This window comes from Grimontia sp. SpTr1, assembly GCF_947387585.1.
Classification (GTDB): domain Bacteria; phylum Pseudomonadota; class Gammaproteobacteria; order Enterobacterales; family Vibrionaceae; genus Enterovibrio; species Enterovibrio indicus.
This window is the reverse complement of the sequence record NZ_CANDOD010000005.1, coordinates 22,716-46,371: the sequence shown is the minus strand read 5'-3', so window position 1 is coordinate 46,371 and position 23,656 is coordinate 22,716. Positions and strand designations below refer to the sequence as shown.

The following is a 23,656-nucleotide window of genomic DNA, read 5'->3' as shown; positions in this document are numbered from 1 at the left end:
TTATTCTCCAAACTGGATACGATGAAGCTGTGCGTAAGCACCATCTTTGGCGAGCAAGTCGGCGTGAGTGCCACGCTCAACAATCTCACCTTCATCGACAACCAGAATTTGATCAGCGTTTTCAATGGTCGACAGTCGGTGCGCAATCACCAGCACTGTACGGTCTTTTTGCAGTTCATCCAGCGCAGCCTGGATAGCACGCTCTGACTCGGTATCCAACGCAGAGGTTGCTTCATCGAGAATCAGCACTGGCGCGTTACGCAGCAAAGCGCGGGCAATAGCGATACGTTGGCGTTGACCACCAGAGAGGCTCACACCGTTCTCACCGATGATTGTGTCAAAACCATTGTCCATATTGCGGATGAAGTCGGACGCATAAGCCAAGTCTGCTGCTCGCTCAATCTCTTCGCGGGTGTATTCATTCTCAGCCGCGTAAGCAATGTTGTTGGCGATGGTGTCGTTAAACAGGTGAACATTCTGGGAAACGATGGCAACGTGGTCACGCAGGTTACTTAGGGTGTAATCTTCGATTTTTACGCCGTCAATGGTGATATCACCGCTGTCGATGTCATAGAAACGGGTCAGCAAATTAGCAATGGTGCTCTTACCGGAACCAGAGCGGCCCACCAGCGCCAACGTCTGCCCTGCAGGTAAATCAAAAGTCACGTGGTTCAGTGCTGGCGCATCTTTGGTTGGGTAAGTGAAGACAACATCGTTGACTTTAACATCACCTTTTACGCGCTCAGCAACGTGTTTACCATTGTCTTTCTCTGTTTCCAGTTCCATCAGCTCAAACAAACTGTTACACGCAGCCATACCACGCTGGAATTGTGAGGTCACGTTAGTCAGTGCTTTCAGAGGACGCATCAGACCGAACATGGCAGCAAATACAACAGCAAAAGTACCGGCGCTCAACTCACTGCGGATAGCATCTGTGTTTGCCAAAACAAGCACAGCAACCAGAGCAAAAGACGCAATCAACTGAATCACAGGGTTAGCAATCGCCTGAGCAGATACCAGCTTCATCGTTTGCTGGCGCATGCGGTTAGATACATCCTCAAAACGCGCCTTTTCGACTTCCTGACCACCGAAGCTCAATACCACTTTGTGGCCTTTCAGCATTTGCTCTGCAGATGAGGTCACCGAACCCATTGCTTCCTGCATGTTGGAAGAAATTTTACGGAAACGCTTGGAAACGATGCGAATAGCAATAGCAACGATTGGCGCGATCACCAAAAGGATCGCCGAAAGCTGCCAGCTGTTATAGAACATCAGAATCATCAGACCAATGATTGACGCACCTTCACGCACCAAACTAACCAAAGCACCACTGGTCGCATTGGCAACTTGTTCTGAGTCGTAAGTAATACGGGAGAGAAGCGCACCGGAAGATTCTTTATCAAAGAAGCTCACCGGCATCTTCATGAAATGGTTAAACATGCGGCGTCGCATGGTCATCACGACTTTACCGGATACCCAAGAAAGGCAGTATGCAGAAACGAAACTCGACACACCACGAATCAGCATTAAGCCAACGAGATAGAGCGGCATCCATTTCAGGAAATCACTTTCGACTGCATCATACGTAAAGCCTTCATCAAGCAGAGGCTTAAGCATAGAAACCATAAGGGTGTCACCCGCAGCGTTAACAATTAACGCAATAACAGCAACCACCAAACCCGCTTTGTAATTAGCGATGTATGGCCACAGCTGCTTAAAGGTTTCCCAGGTAGTTTTGTCTTGGTAGTTTGATGACATGTTATTTGCTTATATTCTTGCAAGTAGCGGGCATTCTACTCTTTTATTTGGGGTGGTCCAAACATCTTCCTGTACCAAAAAGGCTCGATATCAAGACGTTGGCTACTAACCCGCCAACCCTTGTCTGAGAAATGTACACTCACTTGGCCGTGTTGTCCGGTTTCATACCAGGAAATGTTGCGCTCGCGGTATCTATCGACAACATCTGGGTTCGGCAAGTTCCACGGAGTATATCGACCCGTCGATGCGATCGCCGCGTTGGGATTGACGGCATCGATAAATCCTGATGATGAAGATGTCTTGCTACCGTGATGGGGAACCAGCAGTACATTTGCACTGACATCAGCGTCACGCTCTACCAGCCAGTTCTCCTGCTCTTTGGGTAAGTCTCCCGTCAGCAAAACTGAATAGTTTCCGTCTGAGATGCGTACAACGCAAGAGTCCTCGTTTTTGGCCTCTTCAGTCACTTCGTTGGGATATAACACCTCGAAGTTCAGTGATTGCCATTGCCAGTCTGCTCCGCGGACACAAGGAATATAGCCACCACCAACTTCAGGTGCTCTCACCCAATCTGGCGATAGATTTTCGATGACCCAATCCGCACCACCAGAGTGATCATTGTCTCCATGGCTGAGAATCAACTCGGTTAGTTTGCTGTTTCTAGAGGAAAGAATAGGTTCAACCACAGATTGCGCAATACTCCCTGTTGACCATGCAGCACCTGTGTCATAGAGGATTGCTTCGCCATTCTTTTCGACCAACACTGCCAGTCCGTGTCCAACATCAAGAACATCGACCTGCCATTCGTTTGATTTCTCTGCAGAACCGCGCCAGCCCACCAAGCTAAGGATCATCACCACAGAAAGCAATTTGAACTTTCGAAATGCACCCAGAGATAGCAAATACAGCATCAGGACAAGAACGAGAACGAAACCCAACGAAGTGCTTTGAATATCCAGCCATCCAATATCGGCGTGGTTTAACATCTGACGAATGGGCCAAAGTGAATAATCAGCGAGATGCCATAACCACACAGCGCTAAATACTGAACTCGCAACAAGCGAGAGCAAAATGATTGGCACCGTCAACAGACTCACGATGGGCACGGCAATCAGATTGCAGAGTAAAGAAAGGAAACTGACTCCTCCAAACCAAGCCCAAGTCAGAGGTAACATGCCGCCAATGAGATAGCATTGCATGCGAAATAACTGGATGACGTAATTCAACGGAACTTTCGACTCTCCTCGTCCAGTCGTAAACGTCATGATGCAAAGAACCATCACCGCTCCAAAGGAAAGCCAGAAGCTGACGGAGAACACCGACAGCGGATCAATAAGTAATACAATGCCCAGCACTAACAAAAAGGTATTGAAAGGACTGACGCTAAATCCCGATTGTCGAATCGCCATGAAAACGACCAAAGCAATCAGCGCTCTTTGAGCCGTTAAAGAAAAGCCCGCCAACCAAGCATAGGTGATCGCACACCCCAAACCTGCCAGTATCGAAAGCCATAGATATCTATCTGATCGATTGAATAGCGGCAGGCAAGCGTTAGTGACCCTGTAACCAAAGAAAAATGCTAAACCGATATGAAGCCCTGAAATCGCAAGCAGGTGTGCCAGCCCCGAGTTTCTGAGCGTCATCCAATCTTGGCTGGTTAGCAGTGCCCTTTCACCAAACGCTAGTGCAACGAGGAATGCGCTGTTTTCGAAAGGTAGGATTTGGGGAAGTACCCGATCAAATAGCCACTGCCTGACTGATATTCCTTCATCAATCAGGTTCGCAGAAAGCACGGTGCCTTTGGCATGAATATGTTTTGAAAGAAAATAGGTTTCTGCATCAAACCCTGCTTCGTTTACCCTACCATAAGGTTCACGGATTCGGACCTTCAGCTCCCAGTGTTGCCCTTGTTTTACGGGAAATTCACTGCGCCAATAAAAACGGGCACGGAATTTCTCAAAGGCGCTCAATTTCCGTCCATTCACCGTGTCGACATCAAAGATTACACTTGTTTGCTGATTTTCCCCTGTAAAAAGGCTGCCAACTTTGCCCGCTATGGTAGTATTCTGAACCACTGTCAAAGCGGTACTGGTTTTAAACAAATGCAGTGACGCTGCGCTGGACGCCACCAGACAGCCAATGGTGAGACCAATTACAAACAGGGGAACGCGTTTGCATTGGACAAGGATGACAGCGAGAAGCCCAAGTATTAGCGTGGGTTCCGGGAGCGCTGGCCACCATCTAAGCGAGACAATAGCCACCACGATGCCGAGTATGATTTTCATATCGGTAGCCGTTTCGTGTGAAATGAAGATCTATGCCAAGAAAAATAATTAAAAAGTTTCTCCCCAGACACGACGTCATTCGCAAACAAAAGGCGCTGGCGGTCTTTGGCAATCTGCTTTATGACCCTAACCTTTGGTGCCTGAATCGTCGTTCTGCGTCTGGTGCCTTCGCTGTTGGCCTGTTTATGGCGTTCGTACCGCTTCCGAGCCAGATGATCATGGCTGCTGGCCTTGCCATCATGTTTGGCGTGAATCTGCCTCTTTCTGTTGCATTGGTTTGGATCACCAACCCCATTACCATGCCTTTGATATTCTGGGGCGCTTACAAAGTCGGAACATGGTTGATGGGCACGCCCGACTACCACTTCCACTTTGAGCTGACTTGGGACTTCCTGTTCAATCAAATGAGTCAGATTGGACCTCCTTTCCTTCTGGGTTCCTTCGTTTGTGGCGTGGTATTTGGTCTTATCGGGTATTTTGGTGTCAGAGGGATCTGGCGATATTCCGTGGTCAGAAGCTGGCAAAAACGCCGCTTACGTCTGCCCAAGATCAAAGCGCTAAAGAAGAAAAAAACCAAAACTGACAGCTAGAAAACGAAAACAGATACATAAAAAATACCCCGCATTGGCGGGGTATTTTTTTATTCCGATTCAGGCTGCGAGCCGATATGCGACCTTTTCGCCTTAAGATGTAATCGCGCAACTTATCACCGTTACCTTGCGCTCAATACAGCAGCGGGTTGCAACTTGCAGGCTCTCTGTGCGGGATACCATGTTGCCAGTAGACTCAACACAATCGCTGTGACGGATACCAGTAAGACATCCCCCAGTTGGAGTTGAGTTGGCAGGAAATCGACAAAGTAGATATCGCCTGAGAGGAAGTCCTGACCTGTCAGTGTTTCAATCCCACCAACAATTGTTGTCAGGTTCAGTGCAATCAAACATCCCGCAATCGAACCCATCAGGCTGCCAATCAAACCGGAAAGAAAACCGTGCCAGATAAAGATGGATCGAATCAGCCCATCTTTTGCCCCCATGGTACGCAGCACTGCGACATCTGCAGCACGGTCTTTCACTGCCATCATTAAGGTTGACACAATGTTGAAGCAGGCCACGCCGATGACTAACACCATCACCAGATACATAATCGCGCGCACCATCTGGATATCGCGGTAAAGGAAACCGTATTCCTGCGTCCAGTTCTTAAGGTACACATACTCTTTAAGTGTATACCCCACTTCACGAACGATCTTGCGCGCTTCAAGTGGGTCTTTGACTCTTAGCGCAACGCCGGAAACCGCATCACCCATATCAAGGTATTGCTGTGCATCTTCAATAGGCACCAGTGCCAAGCCATGATCGACTTGACCACCCAGACTCAGCACACCAGACACCTGCATTCGGATACGCTGGGGTGCACGCAGCTTTAACTCTGGATCCGGCGAAGGCACCAATGCTGTCACCCAATCTCCAACTTCAACACCCAAACCATCTGCAATGCCTTTACCCAGTACCACAGCATGATTTCCAGGAGTGAGTGTCGACCAGGCGTTATCAAGCACGTAGTCACCAATATTGCTGACTCCCACTTCCTGTTCGGGGTCGATACCGCGGATTTGCACCGGCTTTAGGTTGGCTCCTTTTTCCAACAAGGCCGTGAACGTCACATAAGGTGCACCAGCAGAAACCCATGGATTGGCCTCTGCGGTTTCTTTCATCTCCTGCCACGCTTTTACTGGCGCTTCAACACCTTCAAGTTGGGCATGGGGAATCACGGCCAGCACGCGGTTGTTCAATTCGCGTTCGAAGCCGTTCATTGCAGACAGACCAACAATGATAACCATGACGCCAACAGAAATACCAATCATGGAAGAAACAGAAATAAACGACACCAGCTTGTTGCGTCGTTTGGCTTTGCTGAATCTGCGCCCGATAAACAGCGCTAAAGAATCCATCATGACGCTACAGCCTCAGCGTTCGATTCCACAAACTGACCATCCAGCATCGAGAGCTGACGATCCAGTTTCTGCGCAAGCTCTCGGTCATGTGTGACCACCAAAAACGCGGTATTGAATTCTTTGTTTAACTCACGCATTAGATCATAGATATCCAACGCGGTTTTGTGGTCGAGGTTACCGGTTGGCTCATCTGCCAACACCAGCGCAGGGCGATTCACGACAGCACGGGCAATCGCAACACGCTGGCGCTCACCGCCAGATAGCTCTGACGGACGATGCTCACCGCGATGGCCCATGCCAACCGCTTCCAGCATTTCCATCGCGCGGCGCTTCGCTTCAGCCGGCTTCTCACCGCCAATCATCAGCGGCATTGCCACGTTTTCTACAGCGGTAAAATCCGCGAGAAGGTGGTGAAACTGGTAAATAAAGCCAATACTCTGATTTCGCAGCGTCGCCTGTTCAGAGGCTCGCATTTTCATCAAGTCTTTGTCTTCAAAAAACACATCACCTTCGGTCAATGTATCCAGCGCACCGAGAATATGAAGTAACGTACTTTTACCCGACCCCGACGCGCCAACAATTGCTACCAGTTCGCCTTTTTCAATCGAGAACGACACACCTTTCAATACGTGAGTTTCCAACTCCCCTTCCTGATAAGTTTTGGTGACGTTGGAACAGGTTAACAATGCATTACTCATAGCGAAGCGCCTCGGCTGGACGAACAGAAGCCGCCTTTAACGACGGGAACAGGGTTGCAATAAGACTCAGAGCGATAGCACCAATCACGACAGAAAGCACTTGCTCAGGTTTCAGAACCACTGGTAATGACAATCCGCCACCCAGCAAGCTCAAGTTGAATATCGCCATCACTTCGTTGATGTTCAGCGCCAATACAGAGCCCGCAACGCCACCCAGCAGTGCACCAATTACACCGCTGCTAGCCCCTTGAACGACGAATAACGCGACGATACCGTTATGGTTCATACCTTGTGTTTTGAGAATGGCCACTTCAGATTGCTTCTCCATAACCACCATGATCAGTGCGGAAATGATGTTAAACGCCGCGACCAGAATGATCAGGCTAAGCATCAATCCCATCATGTTCTTTTCCATTTTTACGGCTTGGAAAAGTTCACCACGCAATGCTCGCCAATCTGACCACTCATAGCCCATGCTCTCTGCGACTTTTTCCAGTGTCGGTACGTTGAAAGGCTCTTCAACGAAAAGCCTTAGATCCGCTGGCTGGGAACGGGGAAGACGCATGAGACGAGCGACATCATTGAGATTACCGAACATCAGTTGATTATCGACATCGGTCGCCGTGTCGTAGATCCCTGTTACGGTGAAATTACGTTGGGAAGGAATACGTCCTACAGGGGTAAACTGGCTGGCACTGGTGATCATCACACGGACTTTATCACCCACGGAAACATCCAGATCGCGGGCAGTTTTGCGCCCCAAAACCAGATTGTAACTGCCTGGCGTGAGTGAATCGAAATCGCCCCGTACCATAAATTCACGGATTGGCTCACGCGCGCCGACATCCACACCAAGCAATTTACCGGCAGAAATAGACTTAGGGCTCTGAACAACTGAGTCAGTGCTGACGATAGGCGCTGTTCCCGTCACGCCATCAAGCTTAGCCAATGTGTTAACGTCCGGCGCGTGTTGGGCATCGCCCGCCACAATGGCTTGCGGAATCACACCAAGAATGCGGTGCTTTAATTGGCCTTCAAAGCCGTTCATCACAGAAAGCACGGTCACCAGCGCCATCACACCAATGGTGATACCCGCAGTTGACATATAAGAGACAAAGCGGCCGAATTTATCGCCGGATCGCCCTCTCAGATAGCGCAGCCCTATAAACACCGGTAAAGGGTGAAACATAAAATGAGATCTCGAAACGTTGTTTCGCAGTACAAGAGAGAACTACAAAAACAAATAACAATCTTTGGCAAGAAGAATACCTTTTAGGTCAGCTAATTGCCACGAAACCACGTGTGGAACACGGTAATCAGATGCTTTTTCAAGCTAAACGTTCAGTAATTTAAACTACCTGTCGTGTCAGACTTGTCTAAGTGCTGTGAAATTAAACATTTCTTCAACAGGCTTGGTTGGGTAAATCCTGCCACTGCGGGTATAATCAATAGCACTACAGGGTTTTAGGATTACAGATGAGCCAGGACGAATACTTTTCCGTACATGCGCACCTCAAGATTAACGTAGAGATACTTGAAGACGACGAGCATGTGCCTTCTGAAGCCGAGTTTGGCCGAGAAATCCCTGTCGCTTTTCGCATTGCGAGCGAATGTGGTGACCTCGACAGCGGCGTTGAGAAAGAAATCCAGGCCCTACACCACGATGACAGCCAAGCGCTGACTAAATTCCTGCAGGCGCAGAATCAGAAAATCAACCTGCTGCTTGGCTTCATGCTTTCGCAACAGGACGATCCTAAACTCCGATACCAAACCGAAACCTTCGGCGCAAGCAGCCTTACCTTCATTGCACGAAAAGCTTTCGAGAAAGGTCAGCATGTGCGATTGAAGCTCTTTCTTGAGAACCCACCTTCTGCTATTTACTGCTACGGTAGCGTCTACGGCTGCAAAGAAAAGAACGGTAAGTATGCTGTCGGCGTGAAATACATCCGCCTTCAGGAAGAAGACAGAGACGTGTTAATCCGTGCTGCGCTTCATCAACAGCAAAAACTGCTCCGTCAACGCGCATTGGAAAGAAACAGTTAAGCCCCAGAATTCATGACTAACAACGCATTATTTGATTTACCTGCTCCTGAAAAAGCAGGAGACACCCGCGTCATCGCTAATCTGATAGGCGCCTCTCTTCCCCTGACGGTTGCGACTCTTGCCGAACAGCAGAACCGCTTTATTTTGATGGTGGTGCCGGATAACCAAACCGCCCTCAAGCTACAGCCTGAGATTAAACAGTTTACCGGCCGCGAGTGTCACGTTTTTCCTGATTGGGAAACCTTGCCCTACGACAACTTCTCGCCGCATCAGGACATTATCTCCGACCGCATCGCGCGCCTGTATCAATTGCCGCAACAAACCAATGGTATCTTGCTGATCCCTGTCAGCACATTGATGCAGCGCGTCATGCCGCATTCGTTCTTGGTTCAGCATGCGTTGATGGTGAAAAAAGGCGATTTACTGTCACTGGAAAAACTGCGTTACCAGCTAGAGCTTTCAGGTTACCGTCATGTTGATCAAGTCATCGAGCATGGTGAATACGCAAGCCGTGGTTCGATTCTCGACTTGTTCCCTATGGGTTCAAACCAGCCGTACCGGATCGACTTCTTTGACGATGAAGTGGATACCATTCGCGAATTTGACCCCGAGAACCAGCGTTCGACACAAGAGTTGGACAGCATCAACCTTCTGCCTGCCCATGAATTCCCAACGAATGATGAAGCAGTTGAGCAATTTCGCGGGCGATGGCGTGAACGTTTTGAAGCGCGCCGTGAGCCAGAATCTATCTACCAGCAAGTCAGTAAAAAAACCTGGCCAGCAGGTATCGAATACTGGCAACCGCTGTTCTTTGATCAAACAGAGACCCTGTTTGATTATCTGCCAAAGAATACCTTGGTACTGACAAAAGGCGATGTGGAATCAGCCGCCAAACAATTTTTGAGCGATGCGGATTACCGCTATGACCAGCGACGTGTTGATCCTCTTCGTCCGTTGCTGCCACCAAGCGACATCTGGCAAAACGTTGATGAACTGTTTGGTGCGTTTAAGAACTACCCACGCATCAAGGTTCAAATCGACTCGACGGAAGACAAAGCGGGCAGAAGCAACGCGCCTATCACTCCACTTCCAGAACTGACCGTTAATCAGCAGCTCAAAGAACCACTGGGTGCGCTAAGACAGTTCACCGAAGAGTTTTCCGGCAAAATCATTTTCTCGGTGGAGACAGAAGGCCGCCGTGAAGCCATGCTGGACCTGCTGGCACGCATCAAAATCCGCCCGATGGTTTGCGGGTCACTCAACGAAGCATTCGATACGCCCACCAATTTCGCTATGGTTGTCGGCCCTGCTGAAATCGGCTTCCAATGCGAAAGCCCTTCATTTGCGCTGATTTGTGAAAGCAATCTGCTTGGCGAGCGCGTTGTTCAGCAACGTCGTCGTGACAATAAAAAAGCCACGACTAACTCTGACACCATCATCCGCAACTTGGCAGAACTCCAGGTTGGACAGCCAGTTGTTCACCTTGAGCATGGTGTTGGCCGCTACCTTGGCCTGCAAACTTTGGAAGCGGGCGGCATCACGACCGAATATGTCACGCTCGAGTATCAACAAGGTTCAAAACTGTATGTACCTGTTGCGTCTCTGCATTTGATCAGCCGCTACAGCGGTGGTGCAGAAGAAACCGCGCCGCTGCACAAGCTTGGTGGTGAAGCATGGGAGAAAGCCCGTAAGCGCGCAGCAGAAAAAGTGCGCGACGTGGCAGCAGAACTGCTCGATGTTTACGCCAAGCGCGCCACCAAACCGGGCTTTGCGTTCAAACATGACAGAGAGGCTTACCTCGACTTCTGCGCAGGCTTCCCGTTTGAAGAAACCGCCGATCAGAAAAACGCCATTAATGCGGTGCTATCTGACATGTGTCAGCCAATTGCAATGGACCGTCTTGTTTGTGGTGACGTGGGCTTTGGTAAAACCGAAGTGGCGATGCGTGCCACTTTCCTTGCGGTCAATAACAGCAAGCAAGTAGCGGTATTGGTACCCACTACCCTGCTCGCCCAACAGCATTTTGAAAACTTCCGCGACCGTTTTGCTAACCTGCCAGTGCGCGTTGAAGTGCTTTCCCGCTTTAAGTCCGCGAAAGAGCAAAAGCAAATTCTGGCAGACAGCGCAGAAGGTAAAGTCGACATTCTTATCGGTACCCACAAGCTTCTTCAAAACGATGTTAAGTTCCACGATCTGGGTTTGTTGATTGTCGATGAAGAACACCGATTTGGTGTGCGCCAGAAAGAGAAAGTGAAAGCAATGCGTGCGGATGTCGACATCCTAACGCTCACCGCAACGCCAATTCCGCGAACCCTGAATATGGCCATGAGCGGCATGCGCGACCTTTCAATTATCGCCACACCGCCTTCTCGCCGACTGGCGATAAAAACCTTTGTTCGAGAGCGCGAGAAATCACTGATCCGTGAAGCACTGCTTCGTGAGATCATGCGTGGTGGTCAGGTTTACTTCCTGCACAACGACATTGATTCGATTGAAAAGACTGCTGATGAATTGGCAGAGCTGGTGCCTGAAGCACGTATTACTGTGGCACACGGTCAGATGCGTGAGCGCGAACTGGAACGCATCATGTCTGATTTCTATCATCAGCGTTTTAACGTGTTGGTGTGTACCACCATCATTGAAACCGGCATCGATGTTCCAACGGCCAACACCATCATCATGGACCGCGCTGACCACCTTGGTCTTGCGCAGCTTCACCAGTTGCGTGGCCGTGTTGGTCGTTCACACCATCAAGCCTACGCCTACTTGTTGACCCCTCATCCAAAACGCATGACCAAAGATGCAGTCAAACGCCTGGAAGCCATTGCTTCACTCGAAGACTTGGGTGCAGGCTTTACGTTGGCGACCCACGACTTGGAAATTCGTGGTGCAGGTGAACTGCTGGGTGATGAGCAAAGTGGTCAGATTCAGTCGATTGGTTTCACCTTGTATATGGAAATGCTGGAGCAAGCCGTTGAAGCGTTAAAAGAAGGCAAAGAGCCATCACTTGACGATCTTCTTAATCAGCAGACAGATGTTGAGCTTCGACTTCCGGCATTATTACCCGACAGCTACATCCCGGATGTCAATACGCGCCTGTCACTGTACAAGCGTATTGCGGGAACCAAATCTTCCGATGATATCGAAGAGTTGCGCGTTGAGTTAATTGATCGCTTCGGCTTACTGCCTGATGCAGCGAATAATTTGCTCAAAGTACAGCAGCTCAAACTGGATGCTGCGAAACTGGGTGTACGTAAGATCGACGCACACGACAGAGGCGGTGTGATCGAGTTTACTCAAAACGCCCAAATTGATCCCGGCTTCCTGGTGGGTCTGTTACAATCCCACCCAAGCCGTTATCGTTTCGAAGGACCAACCAAACTCAAAATCGTCGAATCGCTCACTGATCGCCGTGAGCGGGTTGAGTTTATCGAAACATTATTAAACCAATTTGCCGAGAATTTATTGGTTGCCTAGAACGAGGCAACTGGCTTTAAAAACGGAGTAATGCCTTGAAAAAGCTGATTATCCTGCTGCTGTGTGTCATTAGCTGGCCTTCCTTCGCTGAACGTTGGTTCGACGTTGAAGTGATTGTATTCAAGCGTAACCAGAACCCTGACGCTGTTCAGGAAAACTGGCCGGATGCGCAGCCGGACATCAACCTGAGTGGTGCTGTTTCTGTCTTCGACAAACAAACACTGGCGGCGCGTGGCCTGCAAGTACTTCCTAAAAACCAATGGCAGTTGAATGCGGAATACAATCGCCTGGCTAACCATGCGGGCTTCAAACCACTAGCACATGTCGCTTGGCGTCAAAACGATGGTGGCCGCGGCGCGATGCCTAAACTGCGCTTTACCGCAGGTCGTAACTTCGGTGATAGTTTCTACACAGATGGCACTTCAAAAGATGCGCCTCTGGTGACCAGTGAGTCCGCACCTGATGGATATCAGCCAACAGACAAAGTCAGCGGCCCAATGTATGAGCTGGATGGCTTTATTCGTGTGTACGTTCAGCACTACCTGTTCATTGAAACCGACCTAGCCCTTCGTGAGCCAGGCGAACGTAAAGTCCTGAAGGAAGTTCAGGCGGTGCCAGTACCTCTTGATAACCAAGTGGCAACCGAAGTGGAAGGCATCACTGCTGAAGGCTCAGATATTGCTGCGGTAACTGAGGGTAATGCACTGACAGGGCTTCAAAAGCTGGAGCGTACTTATTCAGTGGAAAAATACCTGAACTCTTATGCTTTCGAGCAAAAACGCCGCATGAGAAGCGGTGAAATCCACTATCTGGATCACCCTCTGATGGGACTGATTATTCAAGTCACCCGCGTCGAATAAGTGCTTTTGTGAAACAGAGTTTTTCTACAACGCCCTCATTTGAGGGCGTTGTTTTTTCGGTACTTTTAACCAAAACTATAATGATACGGACTAGCCGAGTACACCATGCAAGCCAACCTTGAATTTCAAACTGACCGACTCATCCTGCGCGCACTCAAACAAGCGGATGTCGCACCGCTCAAAAAAGCCATTTCCGAGTCAGCAGACACCATCAGCCCTTGGCTGGATTGGTGCCATGAAGGATTCGATGATATGGACGCCGAAGCCTGGGTGAATCGTAGCCGCCAAGGTTGGCTGACCGGGGCAAGTTATGAATTAGCTGCATTTGAAATCGAAACCGGTGAACTCGTCGGTTGTGTCTACGTTTCCAGTATCGACAGCGTCGCCAACATGGCAAACCTCGGATACTGGATTGCGACTAAATTTCAGGGCAGAGGATACGCTTTGGAAGCCACAGAAGTGGCAGCTTCCCTCGCCTTTGGACACCTGTTGTTGACCCGACTGGAACTGGTGATGGATCCTGCCAACGAAGCCAGCATCCGAATTGCAGAAAAGCTCCGTGCAACCTTTGAATGCCGTGCACGTAATCGTTATATGTATGATGGTGAAGCCCGTGAAGGCTTGGTGTACAGCCTCATTCCCAACGATTTCCTCCATTGAAACCTAGGGTCTGTTGACCTTTGGTACTTCTCGTGGAAATCTGTGAAATAAGTCTCTGCCCTCACAATATTTATTGAGCAATCTCTAAGTTAAGATTTTGTCATGGAACGGTAACCAAATCTAAAGGTAACCGTCACACCCCTCCCTATAATCAAGCTTATTAATAATTAGCTGACTAGAAATAATGTTTTCCAGAAATCTACACTGGATCGTGTTCGTTGTTGGTACAGCTGCGGCGTTATGCACCGGTTTTGCTGTCCACCAAATTGACGAAAAGCGTCAACAGAGTTCATTCAACACACTGATTGAGCAACGTCTAAAGGGCTTGGAAAAAGCCCTTTACTCATTCCACGAGTTGCAGCTCTCCGCGCAGCTTTACTTCCAGACCGACAAGAACCTGAGTAAGAAGAAATTCCAGCAATTTCTCTCCAGTCGAACTCGTGAAAGCTCGGGGATACATTCAGTGTTTTGGCTTCCTAAAGTGTCCAAGGACTCCATTGAGGACTTTGAAAGCCGAGTTGTGAGAAATGAGGATGGCACATACAACAGCTATCAAACCTACCCTCAGCCTGATAATCAGTGCTCTTGGGCATTGAGCGATTATGCATTTCCCGTGTTGTATGTTTCCCCTCAAAACCAAGTGGAAAACTATATTGGATGGCGGGCCGAATCACAGTGTCAGTTCGCACATGCTATGGAGCGGGCTTTCTTTCAGCGCAAACCAGAAGCAAGCTTTTTTGAGGAAGATGGTATTCACGGGATTCGACTATTCTCAGCGGTTATTCTAAATGATGAGCTCAGAGGCTATCTGGTTACTTCTATTTATTTCGACAGTTTTTTCTCCGCAATATGGTCCAGTTATGATGCGTTGGATAACCTGAAAATCGCCGTATGGCCGCAATACAGTACCAGAAACGAAAAAGGTGCGTTGCTATTCAAAACACAGCAACAAAGTTATGGAACCAATGCATTTAGTGCAGAGCATTTAGTTAAAATACCGGGGAGCGAAGAAGGCATCTGGTTTACATTTGAAGCACCAAAAAATCATCTAATAAGTTATCAATTCAGCCTGGGTATGACGGTATTGGGCTTTCTTCTGACTATCGCCACCAGTTTCTGTATATGGTCATATTCCAGCCGGCTTGACCTCGCTAATCAGCTTGTTTCAAAACAGACCACGAAACTTCGCTTTCAGGCATACCACGATAATCTAACTTCATTAAACAACCGCTTAGCACTCGAAAAGCGATTGGAACAAGAACAGTTGAGACTGAAAAATGGAGAGAGCTTTGGGTTTTCTATCCTCTTTATCGATTTAGATCGATTCAAGAATGTGAATGACTCCCTTGGCCATCTGATTGGAGACAAACTTTTACAATCTGTGGCCGATCGTCTGTTTATTTCGACACAGGCACCCAATAAAGTGTTTCGTTTTGGGGGCGATGAATTCGTCGTATGCTTGTCAGACGTGATCTCTCAGGATGGCGCATACCGAAGCGCCAGTGTATATCTTGATGCGATTAACCAGCCCTACCTGATCAACGGTCACGATATTCAAATTGGCGCAAGTATTGGTATTTCGACTATCAGGGATTGCAGCTTCACCTTGCTGGATATCATTCAGCAAGCAGATATTGCTATGTACCACGCCAAAGAAAGCGGCGCTTCAATCACCTTTTTCCACAACACCATGCTGGAGAAGGCTCAACAACGCTTCAACATCGAACAAGAACTGGCTTACGCGCTCGAGCTCAATCAATTGTCGTTGGAGTACCAGCCAATTTGTAAGAACGGTAAGGTTCTCCATTTTGAAGCTTTGCTGCGCTGGTATCACCCAGAGATGGGGGCAGTTTCCCCCATCAACTTCATTCCAATTGCAGAAGATACTAACCTCATTCATACCATCGGCCGCTGGGTATTAGCCAATGTTTGCCAATTGCTCGGACACTGGCAAAGCCACGCCAGCGACTTCGACTACCCAGGCGTAACTGTCAACGTTTCGGCTAAACAATTGATCTCGCCTGCCTTCATCACCTTCGTTAAATCATTGATCAAAGATAATAATATTGCCCCCTACAAGTTGGGGCTGGAAATCACTGAATCAACGTTGATGGAAGATGAACAAGCCAGCGCGCAGGCACTGCAAGCATTGAGAAAGGCGGGAGTGAGACTTTATCTCGACGACTTTGGTACGGGATATTCATCCCTTTCACTATTAGGAGAATACGTTTTTGACGTCATGAAAATAGACCGCCACTTCATCACCAATGTGATCGACTCTGATAGAAGCTCCACCAAGCTTTGCGCAGCAATGATCCAATTAGCAAAAACCCTGGAAATGGATGTGGTAGCAGAAGGTGTGGAAACAGAAGAGCAGTTCGCTTGGTTATTAGAGCAAGGTGACATTTCTATTCAGGGCTACCTCATCTCACGTCCGCTTCCCGTTGAAGAATTATTTAACTGGCACCCAGCCTGTAGTGTCCCAAATCGCGTTGAAGCCCTTAACACGAAACCAAAAACCTTTACGCCACTCCTGTTCAAACCCCATTTAGGCCAGGTATAAAAAAAGCTGCCATTTGGCAGCTTTTCTTTTTCCGAAGCCTGCAGTTAGTGCAGTTTCAGCGACGGGCGAAGTACGCGGTTGATGCGGCTAACTACCATCATCAAACCGGTTTTAATCACCCCGTGCAGCGCGATCTGGTGCATTCGGTATAAAGAAATGTAAACCACACGCGCCAGTCGGCCTTCTACCATCATCGAACCACGGGTCAGGTTACCCATCAGGCTACCTACGGTTGAGAAGCGGCTCAGAGAAACCAGCGAACCGTGATCTTTGTAGATGTATGGCTTCAATTCACGGTCAGTCACTTTCGCCACAATGTTCGAGAAACAACGACTTGCCATCTGGTGTGCTGACTGTGCACGAGGTGGAACCATAGTACCGTCTGGTTGCTCACAAGCTGCGCAATCACCGATAACAAAGATGTCTTCGTCACGGGTGGTTTGCAGCGTTGATTTCACCACCAATTGGTTGATGCGGTTAGTTTCAAGACCTGCGATGTCTTTAAGGAAATCTGGCGCTTTGATACCAGCTGCCCACACCATGATTTGCGCTGGGATCTTGTCGCCGTCTTTGGTGACCAAACCATCTTCGTCCGCTTTGACAACCATGGTCGCAGTTCGAACATTCACACCCAGCTTAATCAGTTCTTGCTGCGCAGCACCAGAAATGCGTGGCGGCAATGCAGGAAGAATACGCTCACCGGCTTCAACCAGAGTAACGTTAAGCTTAGAGCTATCCAGATCCTGGAAACCGTAGTTGTGCAGTTCTTTGATGGCATTGTGCAGCTCAGCGGAAAGCTCAACACCTGTTGCACCGCCACCAACAATCGCGATGTCAACGGTACCGTTACCGGATTTCGCATGCAGTTTCAGGAACTCATTGTTCATTTCGTTACGGAAACGGCGCGCCTGTTCTGGGCTATCCAGGAAGATACAGTTGTCACGAACACCGGCAGTGTTGAAGTCGTTTGACGTTGAACCGATAGCCATCACCAGAACGTCGTAGCTCAGTTCGCGTTCAGGCATCAGCAACTCACCGTCTTCTTCGTCGTGCAACGCCGCCAATTTGATGGTTTTGTTATCACGATCGATGCCGGACAGGCTACCGAGTTGGAAATCGAAATAGTGGTTTTTTGCGTGGGCGCGGTAGCTGATTGCATCCACACCTTCGTCGAGGGAACCGGTCGCAACTTCATGCAGAAGCGGCTTCCAGAGATGACTTGCTTTACGATCAACAAGAGTGACCTTGGCGCGTCCTTTACGTCCAAGTGTGCGTCCTAGTTTGGTTGCCAATTCGAGGCCACCAGCACCGCCACCGACTACAATAATTTTGGTCACGATTACTTCCTCACCATGATTTAAATACGAAAAAATTGGGCTACATCCTGCGATGACAGAATCGCGCGATGAAAGAAAATGTGTTTAAACAACCTTCGTATTCGGTCGATTATAAATATCGCTTGGAGAGGTAAAGAGCTTTTGTTTTCAACGTTATAAACGCGCATTGTTGTTTATTTTATGTTGCACGCCGACACCCGCATTTTTACGACATGGTGCTCATTTTTTGTTGAAACCATTATACAGGTCACTTGATCTCAATCAATTTTTAAATCCCTAAATCCGCACTAAATGCAGCGAAAATAGGCGAGGCTGATGAGTTTTGCGCCAATTGATAACATGGCTGATACAAAAAGAGCACCAACCTTAGCAGCTGATGCTCTGTAATCCCTACAAACCAAATGTTACGCGTCTTTAAACGCTTTCATTGCCTGTAGGTGATGGGAGATGCTTTTAAACTTGTGCGTCTGTGTGTCGTCCCAGACGATGTCATAATACGGGCTCAACACTTCTTCGGAACGGGTGTTATCCAAGATTTCATCTTCTTTCGACAATACCACCATACAACGGCCAGCGTTTTTGGCTCGGAAGCTCTCAACACATTTGGTCGCAATATCAGCATACTCTTCAGGACGATCGATTCGACCTTCCATGTTTTCTTCTGGGAACAGGTTCGGGTTAAAGATGACCTGTTTGATGCCGCTGAGAAAACCGATACGCTCTGACCAGAAGCCGCCAAGCCCCACACCACAAATCAGTGGTGATTTGTCATCAGACATTTCCATTTGCTTGCTCACTTCCTTAAGAAGGTGTTGCATATCGTGTTTAGGATGAAGTGTGCTGTAGTTGATGAAGCGAACATCTGGGTCAATAAACTGCAGTTGCATGACCTTTTCGTGGTTTCCGGGGCTGTTTGAATCAAAGCCGTGAAGATAAATAATCACTAAAAGTCCCTCTTACTCTTCGCTGGTGTTCCCAGCTTTTAATCTGTTTATACCCAAGCAAGTTATCCGCGTTGAAATGCAGTAAACCAAGGCACTGTTGACCTTGTGCGGTCAAACAACTTGGGTACCAAAATACTATCACCCAATCACGTACATTATTAAGGGTTAAGACCGAAAGACGGGTACGGCTCAAGGTTTTGAGACGAATTGGCGATTCTGACATTCCATCAGTTAAGGACGGCGGTGATATCTTCACTGTAAGAGGCCAATTTCTGGCGCATCGCCTTTCGCTGGCTCTCAGTTAGGTGGCGATCCAAACGCTGCAGCAATTCATATCGTCTAGCCAGATACAGCGCCATGTCATTCTTGTGCTGCTCACTTTGGAACGCGATGACGTTCGCAAAGTAATCATCGATACGGTCGCCAAGATTCGGGTCTTTCCGATTCGTCAGAATGCCTTCGAGCTCGCTCATAAGTCCATCGCGGATACTGTAAAACACCGGACGCATTTCGATCTGGTAACTGGCCATCTCCAAAAACTGCTTCTTTTGCTTGGCATTGACAGACTTCACCCAGAATTCCGCACGTTCGATAAGCCGTTCCTGCCTTCTAGAGTGCTGCTCACCCAGGCTACCTTCATTCGCTTTCTCGACAGCTTCTTCAATATTTGTGTTGAGAATGTCGAGCCACGCTTGCGCCTGCTCATCGCTTAGCGAGGAGATTAGATTGACCAGCGCCGGCGTGAGGCCTTCCAAAGAAGCTTGAATGCGATCATTAATAATGTGGTGATACTCGCCTATCTGCGAGTAGGAGAGCGGCTTTGCCATGTCCGCTTCAAGCTGATTAAGCAGGGCTTGGATTTTAGACAGTTCGTTTTGGCGGTGCCATTCGTGGAAAGCTTCCAAATCGGCATCCAGCTGTTTTTGCTGGGCTGATGTGGTATCGACATAGTCAGAAAGGTAGTAATCAATCCAAAACGGCAGTGTGTTGTAGGCAAACTGATTGGTACAGGCAGAAAGCAGGAATACAGCGGCCAGCGACAAAAAGAAATGCCTAACTGAAGATTTGCTGAATGTCATTTCCGTGATTCCCCCGTGGCTTTTTCAAACTGCCATATGTCCTTCCACTTTCGCTAAAAAGAAGGCGCTTCTCTCGCGATAAATCTCGTCACCGTACAGTTCAAAGCCGAGTGCATACCAAAGGGCACCCAAATAATTTGCAACAGGTAGCCATTGTCTGCAGGCGCGCTGCCAGTCAGCAACAGAATCTATACGTCTAATTTGACAGTATCGATTGACCAAGGTTTCAAGTTCTAGTCCATTTGCGAGAGAGGTCATCACTAAATCCATGGCTGGGTCGCCAAACGCGGCATACTCCCAATCTATGACTTTGATTTCACCATTTTTCTGGCGGATAAAGTTGTAGTGACCCAAGTCGTAGTGGCAAGTAGCAAGCGGCAAGCCTGAGGTAAATCGATGCTTCTGAAAGTGTTCATGAACTGCTTTCAATGAATCATTCAACGAGCTTACGGAAAGATTGCTGAAATACACCAATCCTTTATCGAAGGGATCAAACGTATTCGAAAGAGCCGGCATTTCGTGGATCTTAGCTTGAAGCGTCGCTGCGATGTCCAGCGAAGCCTCTGTCATCGTCTCGCCTTCAATCCAGGGATTCAGTAACCCCTCCGGATAGCGTTTTACTGGCGGGACGGTCAAGCCCGCTTTTGACGCTATAGTTAGGGCTTCAAATTCATTGTGACGGCTTAAGCCAAATGCCTTTGCAGATGCCGATTCCGGGCGCCAAACATATTGGCCACCATCCTCTGCAGTCAATTTCATACAGCGGTTACTTAACCCGCCCTCAAGAAATTCTGCCTGCTCAATAATAAAATCAGGCCGCAGTCTTTCGATGACTGCGGCCTTTTCTTTTTCATCAGCTGAAAGCAATGATTACCATCCAATCAGAGATTTAGACTGCTTCTTACGGATTTCGGTTTCGTCAGCCCACTCGATAAGGCCCGTTTCCAGATCCATCAGGCGCATGGTCATTTTGTAGTAAACGTCTTTATCGCTGCCGTCTTGCTTGTTGATGCTCGACAGGTTGCCATACAACATGTATTGCGCACCAACCATTTTACCGAATTGGATAGCAGTACCTGGGTTCACCAGTGCATCGTTGTTTTGGAAATCTAACTGTTCACGCACCGCTTCAACGCGGGTCATGTCAACAAAACGGAATTTGCCAGAGTTAATCAAACGAGTGCTGATGGTGTCAGTGATAGATTCAGTATCAATGTGCTCAGCGGTTTTGTTTTTGATTGACTCAACAAACACGATGGGACGTTCGTTGCGGGTGATAAAAGATACAGATCCAGAGGACAACATGCTGTCTGTCATCTCAACCGCTATCTTTTGCAGATCGGTCGAGCCGAAGTCAATCGTTGTGGTTTCCACTTCCTGAGCATCGCCATAGCTCACCTGCTTGGCACATCCTCCCAAGATAAGTGCAGCTGCACCCATTAGCACAATTAGGCTTTTCTTCATTGCTTTACCCATTTCGTTATAGTCACTGAATATTTCTGAGCGAGACTCGGAAGTTCTTCGCATCCGGGTTTAACGCCACACCCTGAAGTGTCACTGAATCGCCACCGTAAACAATAAACTGGCGCCACGGCGACTTGCCGCTATCCACTTCCAAGCCCTGTGCGTCATACCAATTAAAACGGTACTGCAGGTTCTGGGACTCATCACTCTTATTGGTCACCATCACCTGTGCCAGCAGTCGCTCGTTCACGATACTGGTTTTCGCATTGCCAAATTCGAGGTTCTTCGCCAACACCGAATTTCCCAACACCACATTTTGGTTACTGCTATCAATGCTGATCCCAGCGGTGTTGTTCGCACAACCTGCCAGCAACATGCTTGCTGATAACAGAACTGCCGCATATTTCATCATATGCCTCCTAATATCCCCTGCCAATGAACCACTTGACCGCCCTGTCTGGATAGCCAAACTAACGTGGTTTTTCCTGATTCGATGGTTACGTTAATAGATTGTCCGTCAGCATTCACTGTGTGCTGACCTGAAGAATAAAACCCGCTGTAAACGCCCGCACTTTCAGGGAGCGTCTGCCAGCTTCTGGTATCCGGTTGCTCACTCAACACATTAAAGATGTTGACGACGAGATTGCCAATGCCGCTGTCATCTTTTTCAGTCAGAGACTTGCGCATCTCGTTTTTTGCCACAACACGCAAAATCTGACGCACCGCCATCGCCGGCATAGCTTCACTTAATGCATTCTGTGCCATGCCATTCACGTTCGCCAATTGTGCTGGTTTGACTGTTTGCCCATCCACACTGAATGCCTTCTGGGGAGCTGCAGTATACGAACGGTAATAGGGCAAACTCACCGTATGAGCTTCAAGATAGCCACGGCTATCAGACAACCATAATGGCAAACGCCAGAAATCACGGGCATTCACCACACCTTGTTCATTTAATACGACCAACTGCCCTTTCGATCTGTCCGGACGTTGATACTGGCCATATTTTTTCTCAAGCAATCTCAATTCATCACGACGTCCCTGACGCAAAGCGACGCGCATCGCGGCATCCGCGATATATGCGTTGTCAGGTTCGACGGCTAAAGCACGATTGTAATCAATGAATGCTCCGTTCAGGTTGCCTTCAGCTTCATAGAGCAACGCTGAGAGGTAAAACAGGTAACCATTCTGTACCGAACCTAACAGCTTGCCTGCAGGAGGATATTTCACCAACACTGCGCCGACATTGTCGTCGATGCCATTCTGTGTAGCCGTGTTTGATGCATTTTGAAGCTCGCTGTCTCGCAGTCTTTTTGCTCGCTCCTGAACCTGATTGGCGCGACGTGCCTCAACCAACGCACCTTGAAGATTGTTTTCTTTTATGTAATTCAGCATCAAATACAGATGAAGAAAGCCAAGTTCATAATCCGGCGGCATGTAGGTGAGCACATTGTCGTTGGTCACCAATGCGCCTATCTGATCGACGCCTTTAGAAAGCTGGATAATCGCTTTGTCTTGTTCTGCAGTTGCAGCTAGATCTGCTTGTTCAAGTGCAGCTTTACTCTTTTCGAGGTCGCCAGCAAGCAGTGCCAAGCGTCCTTTTTCCATGCCATCCAGAATCTCACCGTCGGGTGAATCGGGCAGTTGCTCCAACGCTTGCTGATACTCACCCCTAGCCACCAGCGCATGCGGCTGTTGCAACGCAGCGGAGTAGTGACTGAATAACGCCTGTGCTGAAAGATTGGCGCAGCCTACCAGACTGAGTCCCAGACTGAATGCCACCAATTTCTTTGAAAATGACGAATTGGCTCTGCGCTTACCAGCGAGAGCCAAGAAAGACTTTTTAATCATTAACCGATCAGCATTGGTCCTAGAGGACGGCCACCAACCAGGTGCATGTGAATGTGGTAAACCTCTTGGCCACCGTGATTATTGCAGTTCATGATCAGACGGTAACCGTCTTCTGCGATGCCTTCATCAGCCGCCAATTTGCGCGCCACAGTAAACATGCGGCCAAGTGCCAGTTCATCTTCCGTTTCAACGTCGTTCACGGTTGGGATCAACTTGTTTGGAATGATCAGGATATGACTTGGAGCACGAGGATTGATGTCTCGGAAGGCAGTAACAAGGTCGTCTTGGTAAACCACGTCAGCCGGGATTTCCTTACGAATGATTTTACTGAATATGGTTTCTTCAGCCACGGGCAACTCCAAATGAATCGGTTACAGAGCTGTAAGTATGCTAGAGACAAAGAGTTTGGGCAATAATGAACAGTGTTTTTTATCGTAGATAGTTGCCTCTACCTCAATTCTTCACTTTCCGTAACAATTTCATACCAACTGAGAAACAGCTTTCAGCTTCAGTTATCAACCCCTAGCTTTTTATTAACCACTCTCTCAACAAATTTGCGTCTCACTTCAAAGGTTGGAAAGTATTGACCTTTTTAAGTTTAAAGTTTTTGAAATACTGGCGGATGACAAGAAAAGCGATGTGTTAGAACAGGGCTGACCTTCCCGTTACGAAGCAGGAAG

Annotated in this window: 19 protein-coding genes; 6 read left to right on the top strand and 13 right to left on the bottom strand. The window is 48.4% G+C overall.

Annotated features, from left to right (window positions below):
• On the bottom strand, window positions 1–1,758 hold the full coding sequence (gene msbA / locus QL223_RS09875) for a lipid A ABC transporter ATP-binding protein/permease MsbA (protein ID WP_281544624.1): 1,758 nt from the start codon (window positions 1,756–1,758) through the stop codon (window positions 1–3).
• A gap of 35 nt (window positions 1,759–1,793) precedes the next feature.
• Window positions 1,794–4,043 (bottom strand): DNA internalization-related competence protein ComEC/Rec2, encoded by a 2,250-nt coding sequence (locus tag QL223_RS09870; protein ID WP_281544623.1) that lies wholly within the window; start codon window positions 4,041–4,043, stop codon window positions 1,794–1,796.
• A 32-nt stretch (window positions 4,044–4,075) separates the two neighbouring features.
• Here QL223_RS09870 and QL223_RS09865 point away from each other — a divergent pair, with 32 nt between their 5' ends.
• On the top strand, window positions 4,076–4,633 hold the full coding sequence (locus QL223_RS09865; protein WP_046305865.1) for a DUF2062 domain-containing protein: 558 nt from the start codon (window positions 4,076–4,078) through the stop codon (window positions 4,631–4,633).
• Window positions 4,634–4,755: 122 nt separating this feature from the next.
• On the opposite strand, the gene lolE is transcribed toward QL223_RS09865, so the two are convergent.
• The 3 genes from lolE to lolC are packed head-to-tail and all read right to left on the bottom strand — an operon-like array spanning window position 4,756 to window position 7,887.
• Window positions 4,756–6,000 (bottom strand): lipoprotein-releasing ABC transporter permease subunit LolE, encoded by a 1,245-nt coding sequence (gene lolE / locus QL223_RS09860; protein WP_281544622.1) that lies wholly within the window; start codon window positions 5,998–6,000, stop codon window positions 4,756–4,758.
• Window positions 5,997–6,698: a lipoprotein-releasing ABC transporter ATP-binding protein LolD gene (gene lolD, locus QL223_RS09855; RefSeq protein WP_281544621.1), complete on the bottom strand. Its 702-nt coding sequence runs from the start codon at window positions 6,696–6,698 to the stop codon at window positions 5,997–5,999. The genes lolE and lolD overlap by 4 nt, the downstream gene beginning before the upstream one ends.
• Window positions 6,691–7,887: a lipoprotein-releasing ABC transporter permease subunit LolC gene (gene lolC / locus QL223_RS09850; protein WP_039850280.1), complete on the bottom strand. Its 1,197-nt coding sequence runs from the start codon at window positions 7,885–7,887 to the stop codon at window positions 6,691–6,693. Before lolC ends, lolD begins: the two co-directional genes overlap by 8 nt.
• A 287-nt stretch (window positions 7,888–8,174) precedes the next feature.
• Here lolC and QL223_RS09845 point away from each other — a divergent pair, with 287 nt between their 5' ends.
• From QL223_RS09845 to QL223_RS09825, 5 genes are all read left to right on the top strand, one after another.
• Window positions 8,175–8,741, top strand: a complete 567-nt coding sequence (locus QL223_RS09845; RefSeq protein WP_002540501.1) for a PilZ domain-containing protein — start codon at window positions 8,175–8,177, stop codon at window positions 8,739–8,741.
• 12 nt (window positions 8,742–8,753) lie between these two features.
• The gene (gene mfd / locus QL223_RS09840; RefSeq protein WP_281544620.1) at window positions 8,754–12,218 is read left to right on the top strand and encodes a transcription-repair coupling factor; all 3,465 of its coding nucleotides are present in this window, start codon (window positions 8,754–8,756) and stop codon (window positions 12,216–12,218) included.
• Window positions 12,219–12,253: 35 nt separating this feature from the next.
• Window positions 12,254–13,078: a peptidoglycan binding protein CsiV gene (locus tag QL223_RS09835; protein ID WP_002540499.1), complete on the top strand. Its 825-nt coding sequence runs from the start codon at window positions 12,254–12,256 to the stop codon at window positions 13,076–13,078.
• A 105-nt stretch (window positions 13,079–13,183) separates the two neighbouring features.
• Complete coding sequence (locus QL223_RS09830) at window positions 13,184–13,738, top strand: GNAT family protein (protein WP_002540497.1); 555 nt, start codon at window positions 13,184–13,186, stop codon at window positions 13,736–13,738.
• Between the two features lie 184 nt (window positions 13,739–13,922).
• On the top strand, window positions 13,923–16,301 hold the full coding sequence (locus QL223_RS09825) for an EAL domain-containing protein (RefSeq protein ID WP_281544619.1): 2,379 nt from the start codon (window positions 13,923–13,925) through the stop codon (window positions 16,299–16,301).
• A gap of 44 nt (window positions 16,302–16,345) precedes the next feature.
• Here QL223_RS09825 and QL223_RS09820 read toward each other — a convergent pair whose 3' ends face one another.
• The 8 genes from QL223_RS09820 to hinT form a co-directional block, all read right to left on the bottom strand.
• Window positions 16,346–17,638, bottom strand: coding sequence for an NAD(P)/FAD-dependent oxidoreductase (locus QL223_RS09820; RefSeq protein WP_002540495.1), 1,293 nt, complete (start codon window positions 17,636–17,638; stop codon window positions 16,346–16,348).
• A gap of 404 nt (window positions 17,639–18,042) precedes the next feature.
• Window positions 18,043–18,582, bottom strand: a complete 540-nt coding sequence (gene ycfP / locus QL223_RS09815) for an alpha/beta hydrolase YcfP (RefSeq protein ID WP_281544618.1) — start codon at window positions 18,580–18,582, stop codon at window positions 18,043–18,045.
• Window positions 18,583–18,809: 227 nt separating this feature from the next.
• Complete coding sequence (locus tag QL223_RS09810; RefSeq protein ID WP_281544617.1) at window positions 18,810–19,661, bottom strand: DUF6279 family lipoprotein; 852 nt, start codon at window positions 19,659–19,661, stop codon at window positions 18,810–18,812.
• A gap of 24 nt (window positions 19,662–19,685) precedes the next feature.
• Complete coding sequence (locus QL223_RS09805) at window positions 19,686–20,528, bottom strand: phosphotransferase (RefSeq protein ID WP_281544616.1); 843 nt, start codon at window positions 20,526–20,528, stop codon at window positions 19,686–19,688.
• A 3-nt stretch (window positions 20,529–20,531) separates the two neighbouring features.
• Entirely contained in the window at window positions 20,532–21,125 is a 594-nt protein-coding gene (lpoB, locus tag QL223_RS09800) for a penicillin-binding protein activator LpoB (RefSeq protein ID WP_039850289.1), read from the bottom strand.
• 22 nt (window positions 21,126–21,147) lie between these two features.
• On the bottom strand, window positions 21,148–21,534 hold the full coding sequence (locus QL223_RS09795) for a YcfL family protein (RefSeq protein ID WP_281544727.1): 387 nt from the start codon (window positions 21,532–21,534) through the stop codon (window positions 21,148–21,150).
• Complete coding sequence (locus tag QL223_RS09790; RefSeq protein WP_281544615.1) at window positions 21,534–22,976, bottom strand: hypothetical protein; 1,443 nt, start codon at window positions 22,974–22,976, stop codon at window positions 21,534–21,536. Before QL223_RS09790 ends, QL223_RS09795 begins: the two co-directional genes overlap by 1 nt.
• Window positions 22,976–23,326: a purine nucleoside phosphoramidase gene (hinT, locus tag QL223_RS09785; protein ID WP_002540486.1), complete on the bottom strand. Its 351-nt coding sequence runs from the start codon at window positions 23,324–23,326 to the stop codon at window positions 22,976–22,978. Before hinT ends, QL223_RS09790 begins: the two co-directional genes overlap by 1 nt.
• Window positions 23,327–23,656: the final 330 nt, after the last annotated feature.